General features: G+C 40.6%; 15 protein-coding genes and 1 pseudogene. 4 read left to right on the forward strand and 12 right to left on the reverse strand.

Annotated features, from left to right (window positions below):
• The 6 genes and pseudogenes from GMD3S_RS0206340 to GMD3S_RS0206365 form a co-directional block, all read right to left on the reverse strand.
• A pseudogene (locus tag GMD3S_RS0206340) lies at positions 1 to 143 on the reverse strand (phosphate ABC transporter ATPase); the annotation flags it as partial.
• A gap of 53 nt (positions 144 to 196) precedes the next feature.
• The gene (locus GMD3S_RS0206345; RefSeq protein WP_000673627.1) at positions 197 to 970 is read right to left on the reverse strand and encodes an HAD hydrolase family protein; all 774 of its coding nucleotides are present in this window, start codon (positions 968 to 970) and stop codon (positions 197 to 199) included.
• A gap of 4 nt (positions 971 to 974) precedes the next feature.
• On the reverse strand, positions 975 to 1,832 hold the full coding sequence (locus GMD3S_RS0206350) for a bifunctional methylenetetrahydrofolate dehydrogenase/methenyltetrahydrofolate cyclohydrolase (protein ID WP_000057229.1): 858 nt from the start codon (positions 1,830 to 1,832) through the stop codon (positions 975 to 977).
• A gap of 148 nt (positions 1,833 to 1,980) precedes the next feature.
• The gene (locus GMD3S_RS0206355; protein ID WP_000168536.1) at positions 1,981 to 2,301 is read right to left on the reverse strand and encodes a TfoX/Sxy family protein; all 321 of its coding nucleotides are present in this window, start codon (positions 2,299 to 2,301) and stop codon (positions 1,981 to 1,983) included.
• A gap of 33 nt (positions 2,302 to 2,334) precedes the next feature.
• Positions 2,335 to 3,069 carry an amino acid ABC transporter ATP-binding protein gene (locus GMD3S_RS0206360; RefSeq protein ID WP_000140928.1) on the reverse strand — a complete coding sequence of 245 codons (735 nt, stop codon included), beginning with the start codon at positions 3,067 to 3,069 and terminating at the stop codon, positions 2,335 to 2,337.
• Positions 3,069 to 3,752, reverse strand: coding sequence for an amino acid ABC transporter permease (locus GMD3S_RS0206365; RefSeq protein WP_001011620.1), 684 nt, complete (start codon positions 3,750 to 3,752; stop codon positions 3,069 to 3,071). Before GMD3S_RS0206365 ends, GMD3S_RS0206360 begins: the two co-directional genes overlap by 1 nt.
• 192 nt (positions 3,753 to 3,944) lie before the next feature.
• On the opposite strand from GMD3S_RS0206365, the gene GMD3S_RS0206370 reads away from it, so the two are divergent.
• A complete protein-coding gene (locus tag GMD3S_RS0206370; protein ID WP_000443577.1) occupies positions 3,945 to 4,175 on the forward strand; it encodes a DUF1797 family protein in 231 nt (76 codons plus the stop codon).
• 236 nt (positions 4,176 to 4,411) lie between these two features.
• Entirely contained in the window at positions 4,412 to 6,670 is a 2,259-nt protein-coding gene (locus GMD3S_RS0206375) for an ATP-dependent Clp protease ATP-binding subunit (protein WP_000882483.1), read from the forward strand.
• A gap of 42 nt (positions 6,671 to 6,712) precedes the next feature.
• Here the strand turns inward: GMD3S_RS0206375 and GMD3S_RS0206380 are convergent, their stop codons facing one another.
• Together GMD3S_RS0206380 and GMD3S_RS0206385 are read right to left on the reverse strand one after the other, a co-directional pair.
• Positions 6,713 to 7,327, reverse strand: coding sequence for a GyrI-like domain-containing protein (locus GMD3S_RS0206380; protein WP_000873101.1), 615 nt, complete (start codon positions 7,325 to 7,327; stop codon positions 6,713 to 6,715).
• 54 nt (positions 7,328 to 7,381) lie between these two features.
• Positions 7,382 to 8,284 (reverse strand): helix-turn-helix transcriptional regulator, encoded by a 903-nt coding sequence (locus tag GMD3S_RS0206385; protein ID WP_000841080.1) that lies wholly within the window; start codon positions 8,282 to 8,284, stop codon positions 7,382 to 7,384.
• 176 nt (positions 8,285 to 8,460) lie between these two features.
• Here GMD3S_RS0206385 and GMD3S_RS0206390 point away from each other — a divergent pair, with 176 nt between their 5' ends.
• Positions 8,461 to 8,913, forward strand: a complete 453-nt coding sequence (locus GMD3S_RS0206390) for an NUDIX hydrolase (RefSeq protein WP_000013092.1) — start codon at positions 8,461 to 8,463, stop codon at positions 8,911 to 8,913.
• A gap of 58 nt (positions 8,914 to 8,971) precedes the next feature.
• On the forward strand, positions 8,972 to 9,271 hold the full coding sequence (locus tag GMD3S_RS0206395) for a DUF1827 family protein (protein ID WP_000767205.1): 300 nt from the start codon (positions 8,972 to 8,974) through the stop codon (positions 9,269 to 9,271).
• Between the two features lie 70 nt (positions 9,272 to 9,341).
• On the opposite strand, the gene metK is transcribed toward GMD3S_RS0206395, so the two are convergent.
• The 4 genes from metK to GMD3S_RS0206415 all read right to left on the reverse strand — a co-directional run bounded on the left by metK (position 9,342) and on the right by GMD3S_RS0206415 (position 14,757).
• A complete protein-coding gene (gene metK / locus GMD3S_RS0206400) occupies positions 9,342 to 10,532 on the reverse strand; it encodes a methionine adenosyltransferase (RefSeq protein WP_000003915.1) in 1,191 nt (396 codons plus the stop codon).
• A 313-nt stretch (positions 10,533 to 10,845) separates the two neighbouring features.
• The gene (locus GMD3S_RS0206405; protein ID WP_000361432.1) at positions 10,846 to 12,225 is read right to left on the reverse strand and encodes a VWA domain-containing protein; all 1,380 of its coding nucleotides are present in this window, start codon (positions 12,223 to 12,225) and stop codon (positions 10,846 to 10,848) included.
• A 241-nt stretch (positions 12,226 to 12,466) separates the two neighbouring features.
• Positions 12,467 to 13,810 carry a DEAD/DEAH box helicase gene (locus tag GMD3S_RS0206410; protein WP_008284610.1) on the reverse strand — a complete coding sequence of 448 codons (1,344 nt, stop codon included), beginning with the start codon at positions 13,808 to 13,810 and terminating at the stop codon, positions 12,467 to 12,469.
• A gap of 131 nt (positions 13,811 to 13,941) precedes the next feature.
• Entirely contained in the window at positions 13,942 to 14,757 is an 816-nt protein-coding gene (locus GMD3S_RS0206415) for an endonuclease/exonuclease/phosphatase family protein (RefSeq protein ID WP_000670863.1), read from the reverse strand.
• Positions 14,758 to 14,800 lie beyond the last annotated feature (43 nt).

Consider the following 14,800-nt stretch of genomic DNA (forward strand, 5'->3'; position numbering starts at 1 on the left):
CGTTTATGAAGTTTTTCGTAAGCTATAAATTTAGCAATTTTTTCTAATTCCCACTCTTGAATATTTGGATAATCAATTAGTGCTAAGTGATATATTCCATCCCATTGCAAACTATATTCTCCATTATAAATTTTTAAAATCATCTAATCACCTCACTCCATTATACTACAAAAGGAGGGGCAAACCTCCTTCTACACTATTTTCCCTTAAATTCCGCAAAAGTCTGTAAGATTTTAGCTGCCACTGCTGGAGAAGGTTCTCCTTTTTGCTCTACCGTTTCATCTGCATATGGAGTAAGGCCAGCAAAATCGCCTATCTGAACTGAATAAAGAGATGTCTTAAACAGTTCAATATCGTTTTGGTCATTTCCAAAAGCGATGAAGTTCTCCCCACATAACTTTTCAACAGTTGTCGCCTTATGAGTATCCAAGGGATTAACATAAAGGCACTTTTCATGCTCATGATAAGACAGATGAGCCTGTCCTAGTCTTTCTAGCTGACCAAGCAGATCATCAAGCAAATCCTCATGGTCACCCATATAAACGACTACCTTAATCGGAGTACCCAAGTCCTCGAGTTTCTGATGACGAGCTACCTTTAGGGGATCCACACTTGAGAAAAATGGAATCTTCTCTACAATCTGACCACTATAGTCAAAGCAATCATCTACAAAGAAAGGGAGATTATAAGTCTGGCAATAATCCACTAGCGCCTGATAAACTCTAGCATCGAGATTCCTTTCAAAGATACCCTTCCCCAAATGATAGGCTACACCGCCATTCAACCCTATGACCAAGCGCTGACTGAGTTCAGGGCCTAATAAACCCAAACAATCCCGATAAGAGCGAGCTGAGGCAAACACAACCTCATGCCCATAATCTTCAGCCTTTAAAAGAACCTGCTGAATCTCCTCATCTATGGTCATGTAGTCAAAAGATAGCGTTCCATCCAGGTCAAATACGAATTTCATCTTCCTAGTCCTTGTTTAGTGTTCGAAGCGCTGCCTGATAGGTTTGCTCCATTAGCATGGTAATCGTCATAGGGCCAACTCCACCCGGTACAGGTGTGATGTGGCTGGCAAGTGGTGCAACAGCATCATAATCAACATCTCCACAAAGCTTGCCATTTTCATCTCGGTTCATCCCAACGTCAATGACAACCGCTCCTGGTTTGACAAAGTCAGCAGTCACAAACTTAGCGCGACCGATAGCAACCACTAGAATATCTGCCTTAGCAGCCACCTTGGCAAGATGATGGGTGCGTGAGTGGGTCAAGGTCACAGTCGCATTTTTAGCCAAAAGAAGCTGGGCCATCGGCTTCCCGACGATATTTGAACGACCGATAACAACCGCATTTTTACCTTCTAGATCAATCCCATATTCATGAAACATTTCCATAATTCCTGCAGGTGTCGAAGGAATCATAACTGGATGACCAGACCAGAGGCGACCCATGTTTAGGGGATGGAAACCATCCACGTCTTTTTCGGGGTCAATGGCTAATAACACTGCCTCTTCATCGATATGTTTTGGCAAAGGTAATTGAACTAAAATCCCATGCCAAGCTGTATCTTGATTGTATTTGGCAATCAAGTCTAACAATTCAGCTTGGGTAATGGTCTCTGGAACTCGCACGACTTCACTACGGAAGCCAGCAGCGAGAGCTGACCGTTCCTTGTTGCGAACGTAGACTTGGCTGGCAGGATTGTCCCCCACCAAAATCACTACCAATCCTGGAACTAGACCTGTTTCTTCTTTTAGTTTGGCCGTCTTTTCAGCCAACTGTCCTTGTAACTTAGCTGCAAGAGCCTTCCCATCAATAATCTGTGCCATATCTCTTCTCTTTTCTATCAAATATCCTCTATTATATCAAAAAATAACTCGCCATTCTAACACTTCTTGCCTAATGGACCTTATAGTCTGAAACTATAAGAAAAAGCCCTTATCGAGCTTTTATGCCTATTTATACTAAGTAAACTTGTCACGCTTTCTTTTTGACTTTTGGAGCCGGTAAGACTTCATACATCTCCTTAATTAATCTCGTTAGAAATGACTTATCTTCAATGTCTTCTATCAAAATCATCTCCTTAGCTCCTTCATAAGGACGTTCAAGCCTATTCTGTCTCAGTTGATCCATGACCACCTTCACAGGCTTCAGTAACAAACGATTATCATAGATTCCCCCAATAATCTTCCCACGATAATAAAGGATATACTCTCCCATCATTGGACGATAACTCATCTCCTCTAGCTCTGATAGCTGTTCGAGAATAAAATCTAAATATTCTTTACTGGAAGCCATGATGCCTACTCCATTTCTTCTAAAAATGAGGTCTTACAAAACCTTACTCAAAAATTCCTTGGTCCGTTGTTCTTTTGTTTGATCGAAAATCTCCTCTGGTGTTCCATCTTCGACAACAACCCCATCCGCCATAAAGATAACACGGTCTGCTACCTCACGCGCAAAGCCCATTTCATGAGTCACAATCACCATGGTCATCCCTGACTTGGCAAGGTCTTGCATAACAGCTAGAACTTCTCCAACCATCTCAGGGTCTAGGGCTGAAGTCGGCTCATCAAAGAGCAAAACATCTGGCTCCATTGCCAGTCCACGTGCGATAGCAATCCGTTGTTGCTGACCACCTGACAAACTCTGTGGATAGGTCGTTGCCTTATCTGGCAAGCCAACTTTTTCTAACAGTTCCTGTGCTCTTTTCTTCGCAACTTCCTTGCTTTCACCTTTGGTTTTAATTGGTGACAAAGTGATATTTTCCATCACTGTCATATTGGGAAAGAGGTTGAATTGTTGGAATACCATACCCATCTTTTCACGCATGGTAAAAAGGTCATTTTTCTTATCCGTAATATCGACTCCTTCAAAGATAACCTTACCTTTACTTGCTTCTTCAAGGAGATTCATCGAACGAAGGAGAGTTGATTTCCCGCTACCTGACGGACCGATAATGACCACAACTTCTCCACGTTTAATCTCAAGATTGATGCCTTTTAAAACTTCATTTTTCCCAAAAGACTTATGTAATTCTTCAATTTTAATCAAGGTTTCTGTCATTATTTCTTGTCTCCTTGTCCAATATGTTTTTCAAATGCTTTCAACGCTACTGTCAAAACAGAGGTCATAATCAAGTAGTAAAAGGCTGCAAATAAAAGTGGAGTCAATGGTAAATAAGTTGTTGTTGCTACTGTCGTTGCACCATTCCACAACTCCATCACCCCAATCGCCGACAAGAGGGAACTATCCTTGATAATGGTGATAAATTCATTTCCTAGAGCTGGAAGAATATTTTTGATAGCTTGTGGCAAAATGACATAACGCATGGCATTTTTCGGACGAATACCAAGAGAGTAAGCAGCCTCTAACTGCCCTTTAGGAACCGCATTGATCCCAGCACGAACAGTTTCTGAAACGTAAGCTCCACTATTCATAGAAATAATCAGAATACCAGGAATCAAACGAGAAAGATCAACTCCTAAAATTCCCACTTGGATAGTCGGAGCATTGATATGCATAAGAGCAAAGGCAATCATTATTTGAACCATCATCGGAGTTCCACGGAAGATCCAAACATACACATTTGCAAACCAAACGAGCGGTTTAAAGTGTGAACGTTGAGCAAAGGCCAGTAACACACCTATAATGGTCCCTAAGCAGACAACAAGGATGGAAATCAATACGGTAATCAGAGCACCATAGTTAAAATATGGTAAATACTTTGGTAAAAAAGAAAAATTCATATTCAATCAACTTTCTATGTATTAGATTGTATGATTATAACATGAATTGAATTAAAATGCAATCCTTTTTCCCCTGATTTTAACAATTAACTTGATAGAATAGAGAAATAGAGAGAAATCACAGTTTTTTTCTAGTCAACTACCTCTTGTTTATGGTAAAATAGAAACGATAAGAAATGGAGGAGAATCAAAATGGAATCACATTTGGTTAGAATCATTAACCGCCTAGAAGCAATGACAAAAGATGGTGGAAATCTAAAACGTAATTTTGAACGTGAAGGTGTTGTTGTCGCAGAAGTTGCATACAGCCACGACGAAGAAAATGGATCACTCTTCACCCTTCGCGATGTAGAAGCTCGTGAAACTTATACCTTTGATAGCATTGATTTAATTGCAATGGAGATCTACGAACTCCTTTACTAATATAAAAACAACGGGCAGTAAGTCCCGATGAATGAGAATCCTTTTTGTCACCACAAATGGGATTTTTTCTTACCTTCAAGCTGCTTAATTCTCCATAAATCCTTCTTTTAAAAACGACCACTTCCCAATCTTTTTACTTGCTTTACACCTTAATCATGCTATAATGAGAGTATAAAACTTTGACTATTCTTGACCTTTTTCTTAGACCAAGAATAAGAATGAAATGAGGTAGATGTATGCTCTGTCAAAACTGTAAAATTAACGACTCAACAATTCATCTGTATACCAATATCAATGGACAGCAAAAGCAAATTGATCTCTGTCAAAATTGCTATAAAATTATCAAAACAGATCCAAATAATACCCTCTTTAAAGGAATGACTGACTTAAACAATCATGACTTTGATCCTTTCGGCGACTTTTTCAATGATTTGAACAATTTCAAACCTTCTTCTAATAACGTCCCTCCAACTCAATCTGGTGGAGGATATGGAGGAAACGGTGGTTATGGACCTCAAAACCGAGGCCCACTTCAAACACCACCTAGCCAAGAAAGAGGACTCCTAGAGGAATACGGTATCAATATTACTGAGATTGCTCGTCGGGGAGATATTGACCCTGTTATCGGTCGAGATGAGGAGATTATCCGCGTTATCGAAATCCTCAACCGTCGAACCAAGAACAATCCTGTCCTTATCGGAGAACCAGGTGTTGGTAAAACAGCCGTTGTTGAAGGTCTAGCTCAGAAGATTGTCGATGGGGATGTTCCCCATAAACTTCAAGGCAAGCAGGTCATCCGTCTGGATGTGGTCAGTCTAGTCCAAGGAACAGGGATTCGAGGCCAATTTGAAGAACGTATGCAAAAGCTCATGGAAGAAATTCGCAAACGTGAGGATATCATCCTCTTTATCGATGAAATCCATGAAATTGTTGGTGCAGGATCTGCTGGCGATGGCAATATGGATGCAGGCAATATCCTCAAACCAGCCCTTGCCCGTGGTGAATTGCAAATGGTTGGTGCCACTACTCTCAATGAATACCGCATCATTGAAAAAGATGCTGCTCTAGAGCGCCGTATGCAGCCTGTCAAGGTAGATGAACCAACTGTCGAAGAAACCATTATCATCCTTAAAGGGGTTCAAAAGAAATACGAAGATTACCATCACGTCAAGTACACTGATGCTGCTATCGAAGCTGCTGCGAATCTTTCCAATCGCTATATCCAAGACCGCTTCTTGCCAGACAAGGCTATTGACCTGTTGGACGAAGCTGGTTCAAAGATGAATCTAACGCTGAACTTTGTTGATCCTAAAGTGATTGATCAGCGCTTGATTGAGGCTGAAAATCTCAAGGCTCAAGCTACACGAGAGGAAGATTTTGAAAAGGCTGCTTATTTCCGCGATCAGATTGCCAAGTACAAGGAAATGCAAAAGAACAAGGTGACCGATCAGGATACTCCAATCATCAGCGAGAAAACCATCGAACATATCATTGAGCAGAAAACCAATATTCCTGTTGGGGAACTCAAAGAAAAAGAACAGTCTCAGCTTATCCATCTAGCAGACGACCTCAAAGCTCATGTCATTGGGCAAGATGAAGCTGTCGATAAGATTGCCAAAGCCATCCGTCGTAATCGTGTTGGACTTGGAACTCCTAACCGCCCAATCGGAAGCTTCCTCTTTGTCGGACCAACTGGTGTCGGTAAGACAGAACTCTCTAAACAACTAGCCATTGAACTCTTTGGTTCTGCTGACAGCATGATTCGCTTTGATATGAGTGAATACATGGAAAAACACAGTGTGGCTAAATTGGTCGGAGCCCCTCCAGGCTATGTAGGCTACGATGAAGCTGGTCAGTTAACGGAAAAAGTTCGTCGCAATCCTTACTCACTCATCCTTCTCGATGAGGTCGAGAAAGCCCACCCAGATGTCATGCACATGTTCCTTCAAGTCTTGGACGATGGTCGTTTGACAGATGGGCAAGGACGTACAGTTAGCTTTAAGGATGCTATCATTATCATGACCTCAAATGCCGGTACGGGTAAGGCCGAAGCCAGCGTTGGTTTTGGGGCGGCTCGTGAAGGACGTACCAACTCTGTTCTCGGTGAACTCGGAAACTTCTTTAGCCCAGAGTTTATGAACCGTTTTGACGGCATTATCGAATTTAAACCTCTCAGCAAGGACAACCTTCTCCAAATCGTCGAACTCATGCTTGCAGATGTCAACAAACGCCTCTCTAGCAACAATATCCACCTCTATGTGACAGACAAGGTCAAAGAAAAGTTGGTTGACTTGGGATATGATCCAAAAATGGGGGCGCGTCCACTCCGCCGTACTATTCAAGACCATATCGAGGATGCCATCACTGACTACTACCTTGAAAATCCAAGTGAAAAAGACCTCAAGGCAGTTATGACAAACAATGGCAAAATTCAAATCAAATCTGCTAAAAAAACTGAAAAAACAGAAGAGATTACTTCTGAAATAGAAGAATAAATCTCATAAAAAGAACAGGAAACAAGATTTCCTGTTCTTTTTTTAATTCTCTTCTTGAACTTGATAGCGAAGAATTGTTTTCAATTTGCTTGGCTCCGTTCGATGAAGATTAGTGAGATAAATTTCTCGGTGTACTTCCGAAGTTCTTTTGAGTTTATGAAGTTGACAAAAATGCTCCATCTCTGCAAAAGTCTCATTTTCAGTATCAAAAGGTCCTACATGAAGCATAGCAAGGCTTTGGCCTTCTTCTATCATTTCAAAACGAATAGCCTCATAGAGAATATTTGGCTTCTTGATTTTGACCTCTTCCAAAGCTTTTTCAAATAGTTCTCTCGTAATAAAATCGGGTTGCCCAATCATAATGCTATAAGAAAGCTCACTTTTTACCAGTTCTCCCTCCTTCTCCTTTTTCCATACACCTTCTAAAGGAAAGACAGTAAAATCAGTGTAAACCTCATCCAGAGGAGCTTTTTTATACTTCATCTTTATCGCATAGGCTAAGGCATATAAGGCCCCTACGCGTTCTGAAAAATCTTCTTGATTTGGATCACCTTTACCATCAATCACGATATAGGATTGACCTAGTACCTGCAGGATGCTGGGACTAGCTTTCACTTGATAAAGATCTTTTGCTTCCTTTCTCCATTCGTATTTCATTTGGTTCCTCTCCTTTCTATCTCTAGTATAGCACCAAAACCCTGACATCTTTTGTCAAGGTTTGTAAAGTTTTTGGATTTTTTCTACTCTAGAAAGCAATTCCTTCTTCAGATGATTGGGGGCGAGTATTTCCACCCCATCTAGATAAGACAGGAGGTAAGTATACAGACTTTCATGCTCTGGTAGGACTGTCTTGACATAATAACACCCATCTTTCCCCAAGCTAATCTCATCTTCTGAAAAATCTTCATAAACCCGGAAAGCAAGCTTGGGACTAAACTTCAAGGAAACTTCGATTTGATGTGCCACTTGATCTGAACCATCAACCCAATCCTCCACATTTTTCTGCTTCACAGTTTCAGTTGTTAGGTGATAATTCCTAATTCTAGACAATTTGAAAAAACGCCACTCTTCCTTCAAACAACAGTAGGCATGAAGGTACCAATCTCTCTTTTTAAATACGAGTCTAAAGGGCTCGACTGTACGAATCGTTTTCTGACTACACCCACCTAGATAAGTAATCACCAGTTGCCTTTTCTCTAGAATAGCATGTTTGATGTTATCAAATAATTCTTTTTGACCTTCTCGCTTTCTCCAGTCAGTCAAATCTACTTCTATCCAAGGGCTAGTAGAAACTTGAAAAATAGATTCCAACTTTTCAAGTAACAAATCTTGCCTGTCATTTGTCAGGGCTTGAATTCCTTGCAAAGCTGATAGAAGTTCTAATTTTTCATCCTCCGATACGAGAGTACGATCCAGAACAAAGTCCTTCATTAAAAAGATTCCGCCTGACTTCCCAGGTATCGAATATAGAGGAATCCCCGCCATACTCAACCGCTCAATATCGCGATAAATCGTTCGTACAGATACTTCAAATAATCGGGATAATTCAGGAGCCGTTGTACTGCCTTTTTCTAAAAGTAGATACAGGATACGAAATAGTCTTGATTCTGCCATAAAATCACCTCTCTTTCATTATACCAGTTATAGTGCTAGGTCTGGAAAGTTTAACTAGACAAATATTAATCCAAACAAAGTAGCTTTTTCTGCACAAGTTCGTTGGTTTATTCTTGACAGCTTGCCCCTCGTCCATTATGATAATAATAAAGATACTAGAGAATGAGGAAAATGCAATGGCAAACCCAACTTTTGGTGAAAAAAAAGAGAATGTGACCTACCAGCCCCGCTATGGTGTGTACGCAGTTATTCCTGATGCGGAGAAAAAACAAATCGTCTTAGTCCAAGCTCCCAATGGTGCTTGGTTCTTGCCAGGTGGAGAGATTGAAGCGGGAGAAGACCATCAAGAAGCACTGAAGAGAGAACTCATCGAAGAACTCGGTTTTACTGCTGAAATTGGAAGCTATTTCGGACAAGCTGATGAGTATTTCTACTCTCGCCACCGTGATACCTACTACTACAATCCAGCGTATCTCTATGAAGCTATTTCTTTCAAAGAAGCACAAAAACCATTGGAAGATTTCAATCATATTGCTTGGTTCCCTATTGATGAAGCAATTGAAAAACTCAAACGTGGTAGCCATAAATGGGGAATTGAAGCTTGGAAAATCCAGCATGGAATTGGCTAAAATACACGATTTTATCCAAAAAGTGCTATAATAGAATTAGAAAATCGGAGGAACTGTTATGAAGCTTATCAACACGACTAATTCACACTCGCAACTTGTTAAAAGCCAATTAGAAAGCACAGACGCAACTCTTGTCGAGGTCTATTCTGCTGGAAACACAGATGTAGTTTTCACGCAAGCCCCGCTTCACTATGAAATCCTCATTTCCAACAAACACCGTGCTATTCGTGAACCTGAAATCGAAACTATCCAAGACTTCTTCTTAAAACGTAAAATCGACAAAGGAAGCATTGATGAAGCCAATATCAAGACGCTTTATTCAGATAAATTGATTGAGATTTCAATCCCTATAAAATAAGAAGACCAGCCAAAAGCTGGTTTTCTTTTGCAAAAAAGATTGGCAGTGCACAGCTACCAATCTTTTAGTTTTATTTCACAGCTTCTTTTAATGCATCTACCTTATCCAAACGTTCCCATGGAAGGTCAATATCTGTACGTCCCATGTGTCCATAAGCCGCTGTTTGACGGTAAATTGGACGTTTGAGATCCAGCATTTGGATAATTCCCGCAGGGCGAAGGTCAAAGATTTGACGCGCTGCTTTTTCAAGCTTGCTTTCAGCTACTGTTCCTGTACCAAAAGTATCGATACGAACAGAAACAGGTTGCGCCACCCCGATAGCATAAGCCAATTGCACTTCTGCCTTCTTAGCAAGACCTGCTGCAACGATGTTCTTGGCAATGTAGCGAGCTGCATAAGAGGCTGAACGGTCCACTTTCGTCGCATCCTTACCAGAGAAGGCACCACCACCATGACGAGAGTAGCCACCATAGGTATCCACGATAATCTTACGACCAGTCAAACCTGAGTCCCCTTGAGGTCCACCGATTACAAAGCGACCAGTTGGATTGATGAAGAATTTGGTTTGCTCATCCAAGTAAGAAGCTGGGATCACCTCTTTGATAACCTTGTTAATCACATCATTGTGAATTTGTTCATTGCTAACTTCTGGATCGTGCTGAGTTGAAATAACGACTGTGTCCACACGTACCGGACGGTCATTTTCATCATACTCAACCGTAACTTGTGATTTAGCATCTGGACGGAGATAGCTGATTTCACCAGACTTACGAAGTTCTGCCAAACGACGAACCAACTTATGACTGAGTGAGATTGGCAATGGCATGAGTTCTTCTGTCTCATCCACCGCAAATCCAAACATAAGACCTTGGTCACCAGCACCAATCAAGTCAAGCGGATCTTGATCTGCATTTCCACGGACTTCCAAGGCTTCGTTAACTCCTTGGGCGATATCTGGTGACTGCTCAACAAGCGACGGATGAACTCCCACCGTCTCCGCAGAAAAACCATACTCTGTATTGGTATAACCAATCTCTGCAATGGTATCACGAACCACACGGTTGATATCCACATAAGCATTTGTAGAAATTTCACCAAAAACATGGACCGAACCTGTGTATACAGCTGTCTCGGCAGCAACGTGCGCATCTGGATCCTTTGCTAAAATAGCATCCAAAATCGCATCTGAAATTTGGTCTGCAATCTTATCCGGATGCCCCTCAGATACAGATTCAGACGTGAATAATTTACGTTCTGACATAAAAATGTCCCCCCTTAAAAAATATTGTTATAGAGTTACAAAGTACTGATAGGAAAACTACTAGTAATGAATACCTACCACCTTATCGGGACTATATAACCTTATCATTATACCACTTTTTACTTTTTTTTGCAGTATTTTCTCGAAATCGAAAAAAGAACCTTACGGCTCTTTTCTCGTCATAAAAATTCGGCTTGTACTCCATAATACAGAAGGTCATACCTGTGCTTATCTGCATACTTCGTTTACAAACTACCTATTTTTTATCTGCTTTTTCCTCACAATGTTTTAACAAACAATCTTCCAGTTAGGCTTACTGTTCCTTAGACTTTCTATTGCTTACAGTTAAGCCAAGTCCAGCCATTAGGAGGCCAAGTCCCACAATACCATAGTTCGCTGTATCATTACTTCCTGTATCAGGGAGTTTCGCCACTTCTTTTTTATAAGCTGTAGCTACTGGAACTGTGGTAGTTGGAGTCGCACTTCCTGTCTGAGCAACAGGTAGTGTTGTACGACGTTCTAGGTAAAATTGGTAATTATCTTTCGTTACCTTGTAATTGTGTCCTTCAGTCACAGTTTCAACAATCCATGTAGTTGCATCCTTAGTTAAAGAATCAGCCAAGTTACGATTAATATTCATTAATCGACCTTCAGATACAAAATCTTTATAGCTAATATCGGTCCCTGTCGAAGTTGCAACAATTCTTTCGATTTTTGCGGCTTTCAAAGACGCAAGAGTATTCGCCATCGTTGGAATTGAAGGATCCTCCTTCATTGGAGCATCTGTCAACAATACGACAAACTTTTTATTTTTAGGTGACTTAGACCAGTCGTAGGTTGAAACAATTTGTGTAAGAGTAGGTGTAGATGTTTCAGGGAAGTCTCCACCATGTGCAAGCTTAATGCCTGCTAAGGCTTTTTCAAGCTCAGCTGGGTCAGAGGTAAAATAAGATTCATTAAATTTTGTTAAAATTGTACCCTCATCTGCTAATCCACCTATACGTCCATATACTTCATCACTAAAGGTAGCTAATCCAAAACGTGCTGCTACTCCATCTTTAGCAAGATTTCTTGCAAACTCATTGATATTGTTACGGACAGTGTCAATAGTTCGAGACATAGATGCTGAACGGTCAACAACAAAAACGATATCGGCAGAGTTAGATTTTGAAATCGTTCTTGTCGCTTTCTTGATTTCGACTGTAGTTGTTTTATCAACACGTTCATATTGGGTATAAGAATTTCCATCTTCATCTTTCCCACTCACTGTACTCTCAGTTGTTTCAGTCTTTGGAGCAGGAAGTTCTTCACTTTTTACAGGTGCCACTTCTGTCTTTGTGACTTCAACTGTTGCAGTTTCTTCATGAATCTTTTGATCACCTTCTTGGCGTTCTTTCACGTCAATAGGTGAAACCTTCTTAGAAACATCAACAAGTTCTCCAGGTTTTGCATCTGATTGGTTAACGACTGGTTTCGCCTCATCAGCTTTAATTTCTGCTACAGCAGCTTCGACTGCCGATTTATTTGCTTCGGTTTTCTTTACTGTTTCAGCTGAAGTAGATGCCGGTTGTGTTGTTTCATCTGCAGACACTTGTCCGACCTGAGCAAAAGCAAACAAAATTGCTACAGAAGCCAACCCAACTTTCATTTTACGGAATGAAAAACGTTGTTGTTTCATAAATGATTTATCCATAGAAGTCCCCTTTTCTTTTCACGGATCAAATGATATAATCCGATTGTTTTATAGTATGATAACACAATTTTGTATAGTTTTCAATTTTTTTCCTTATGATTTCAATAAAATATTGCTCTAAAAAAGGTTTTAAAGCAATTACTGTTTTATAAATCAAATTATTTAAAATATATAATTATTATCTCCTTTGAATATTTCCGGAAATAAAAACTCAGTAGAATCACCTGATTCTACTGAGTTTTTAAAATGTTTGGCGTTTGGCTTTTCGCTCAGCACGCCCACGTGCGCGATTTTCAGCACGCTTGGTTTTGCGGCGTTTTTCATCCACCGCCCATTGAATCTTCTTCTTATAGCCAGGTTTGACTTTTTTCTTTTTCTTTTTAACCAAGCCAATCATTTCAATATCAAGCTTATCCTGCTTCTTTTCACGATTAGCACGACGATCACGGTCATAGGTATCTTGAAACTCTCCGTCTTTGACCATCTTAGGAGTAAACTTGATCCCTAATTTCTCCAACTCACGGATATCCGAGTCATCACTAGGCTGGTAAAGGGTAATCGCTGTACCAGGCAGTCCGTTGCGCCCAGTTCGTCCAACACGGTGAACAAAGAAAGACAAGTCTTGCGGAATGGCATCATTGATAACATGGCTGACCCCTTCAATGTCAATTCCACGCGCTGCCAAGTCTGTTGCAACAATGTACTCAAAATCCAGATTTTTCACCTGATTCATGATCCGTTTGCGTTCACGAGGAGCAATATCTCCATGAATCTTAGCTACCTTCAATCCTTGAGCAGTCAAGTAGGCATGTAACTCATCAGCACGCGTTTTTGTGTTAACAAAAATCATTGCCAAATAAGGCTGCATCAACTGAGTCAACTGATAAATTTGAGCATTCTTGTCGCGGCCCTTGGTCGAAATCAACCAGTTATCAATCGTATCTGAGATAACTGTTTTAGTCTTGATTTTTTCCATAACAGGATTTGACAAGTATTTCTTCAAGAACGGTTGCAATTTTTGAGGAATCGTCGCTGAAAAGACCATGAATTGCAAGTCTTTTGGAAGGCTCCCTGCAATCTTATCAACGGTTTCCAAGAATCCCATATCCAAGGTCATATCGGCTTCATCAATTACAAAGGTCTTGGCCTTGTGAATAGCCAAATCACCAGATTTGACCAAGTCATAGATACGACCTGGCGTTCCGATAACGATATGTGGTTGGTTGCTGGCAAGTTTTTCAATCTGACGCGCCTTATCCGTACCACCTACATAATTAACCACACGAACTTCGACATCTGAGTGAGCTGCAATCTGACGAGCTGCTTGGTAGATTTGAGTAGCCAACTCACGACTTGGAGCAGTAATGACTGCTTGCACACTATCGCTAGTTTCATCTAATTGCTGGAAAATGGGTAACAAGAAAGTATGAGTCTTTCCTGAACCAGTTTTTGACTCGCCCACCAAATCACGACCTGCCAGTACAATAGGAATTAATTTTTCTTGTACCTCTGTTGGAGTCGTAAACTTTAACTCCTCCAAGGCTTCTACTATATAATTTTTAAATTGAAATTTCTTAAATGACATACTATCCTCGATTCTATCCTTTCAATTATACCATATTTTATCCTATTGCAGTAGTCCCATTTGAGTCTCAGTCCTGTAGTAAAGATTCGAATAGATTAAAAGGTTGGAACCTCTGATTCCAACCTCTTTCATTATTTCCAGGTCAATACAGCATTCAAACCATAGTGATCACTGACTTGTGGACTATTTTGTCCATCAAAAACTACTTGTAAACTCTCTACTTCTAACTCTTTGGTCGTAAAGACGTAGTCGATTCGTAGTGACTCGGTATTGCCTTTCCAACCATCAATTTCTGGTGGAACGGTATAGCTACCACTTCTTTCTTTCGCAACTTCAAACGCGTCTTGCAATCCTAATGGGCTAGCTAAAATCGCTTGATAGCCTTCCTGACCAGCTGGATTATTAAAATCACCTGCTAAAATCAGAGGTTTGTTCAACTCTTTTAGTACAGCCTCAAATCGTGCCCATTCTTCTTGGAAACCTTTATCCCACCAAGAGAGATGAACGCTTGCAAGAGCAAGTTCCTTACCTTCAACCTCTGTCTCAGCCAAGGCAACGCGACGAGTATGGTAGTCCGTTGGATCATCTACATCTGATACTAAAATCTCACGCGCCTTGATAGGTGTTTTGGATAAGATAGCTACACCTTCATGGTAGCGGTCATAACCAATATGATTGTAAGCCCAAGTCCAGTAGTAGTTTTTCCCTTTCTCAGCCAATTTTTCGACCAGGAGTCGGACATAGTGATCCTGATGAATGGGTTCTGCTGATGGTAAAGCTTGATAGTGAGTGTTAACCTCTCCCTCAGGCGAAGTCATTTCTTGATTGATTTCTTGGAAACAAATCAAATCATAGTCTTTATCAAGAATATCTTGGAGCAAGAGCTGGAATTTTTCTTCTGCTTCTTTCTCCATCCAACTATGGGTATTGAGTGTTAAAAATTTCATGCTTTTCTCCTAAAACAAGAGGTTGGAAAACAGCTTCCAACCT

Source organism: Streptococcus sp. GMD3S (assembly GCF_000298695.2).
GTDB lineage: Bacteria > Bacillota > Bacilli > Lactobacillales > Streptococcaceae > Streptococcus.

Excerpts from the sequence above, each read along its gene's own strand:
- GMD3S_RS0206405 (WP_000361432.1), bottom strand. The coding sequence starts at position 12,225 with ATGGATAAATCATTTATGAAACAACAACGTTTTTCATTCCGTAAAATG.
- GMD3S_RS0206345 (WP_000673627.1), bottom strand. The coding sequence starts at position 970 with ATGAAATTCGTATTTGACCTGGATGGAACGCTATCTTTTGACTACATG.
- GMD3S_RS0206385 (WP_000841080.1), bottom strand. The coding sequence starts at position 8,284 with ATGGCAGAATCAAGACTATTTCGTATCCTGTATCTACTTTTAGAAAAA.
- GMD3S_RS0206355 (WP_000168536.1), bottom strand. The coding sequence starts at position 2,301 with ATGGCTTCCAGTAAAGAATATTTAGATTTTATTCTCGAACAGCTATCA.
- GMD3S_RS0206390 (WP_000013092.1), top strand. The coding sequence starts at position 8,461 with ATGGCAAACCCAACTTTTGGTGAAAAAAAAGAGAATGTGACCTACCAG.
- GMD3S_RS0206360 (WP_000140928.1), bottom strand. The coding sequence starts at position 3,069 with ATGACAGAAACCTTGATTAAAATTGAAGAATTACATAAGTCTTTTGGG.
- metK (WP_000003915.1), bottom strand. The coding sequence starts at position 10,532 with ATGTCAGAACGTAAATTATTCACGTCTGAATCTGTATCTGAGGGGCAT.
- GMD3S_RS0206415 (WP_000670863.1), bottom strand. The coding sequence starts at position 14,757 with ATGAAATTTTTAACACTCAATACCCATAGTTGGATGGAGAAAGAAGCA.
- GMD3S_RS0206395 (WP_000767205.1), top strand. The coding sequence starts at position 8,972 with ATGAAGCTTATCAACACGACTAATTCACACTCGCAACTTGTTAAAAGC.
- GMD3S_RS0206375 (WP_000882483.1), top strand. The coding sequence starts at position 4,412 with ATGCTCTGTCAAAACTGTAAAATTAACGACTCAACAATTCATCTGTAT.
- GMD3S_RS0206370 (WP_000443577.1), top strand. The coding sequence starts at position 3,945 with ATGGAATCACATTTGGTTAGAATCATTAACCGCCTAGAAGCAATGACA.
- GMD3S_RS0206365 (WP_001011620.1), bottom strand. The coding sequence starts at position 3,752 with ATGAATTTTTCTTTTTTACCAAAGTATTTACCATATTTTAACTATGGT.
- GMD3S_RS0206410 (WP_008284610.1), bottom strand. The coding sequence starts at position 13,810 with ATGTCATTTAAGAAATTTCAATTTAAAAATTATATAGTAGAAGCCTTG.
- GMD3S_RS0206380 (WP_000873101.1), bottom strand. The coding sequence starts at position 7,327 with ATGAAATACGAATGGAGAAAGGAAGCAAAAGATCTTTATCAAGTGAAA.
- GMD3S_RS0206350 (WP_000057229.1), bottom strand. The coding sequence starts at position 1,832 with ATGGCACAGATTATTGATGGGAAGGCTCTTGCAGCTAAGTTACAAGGA.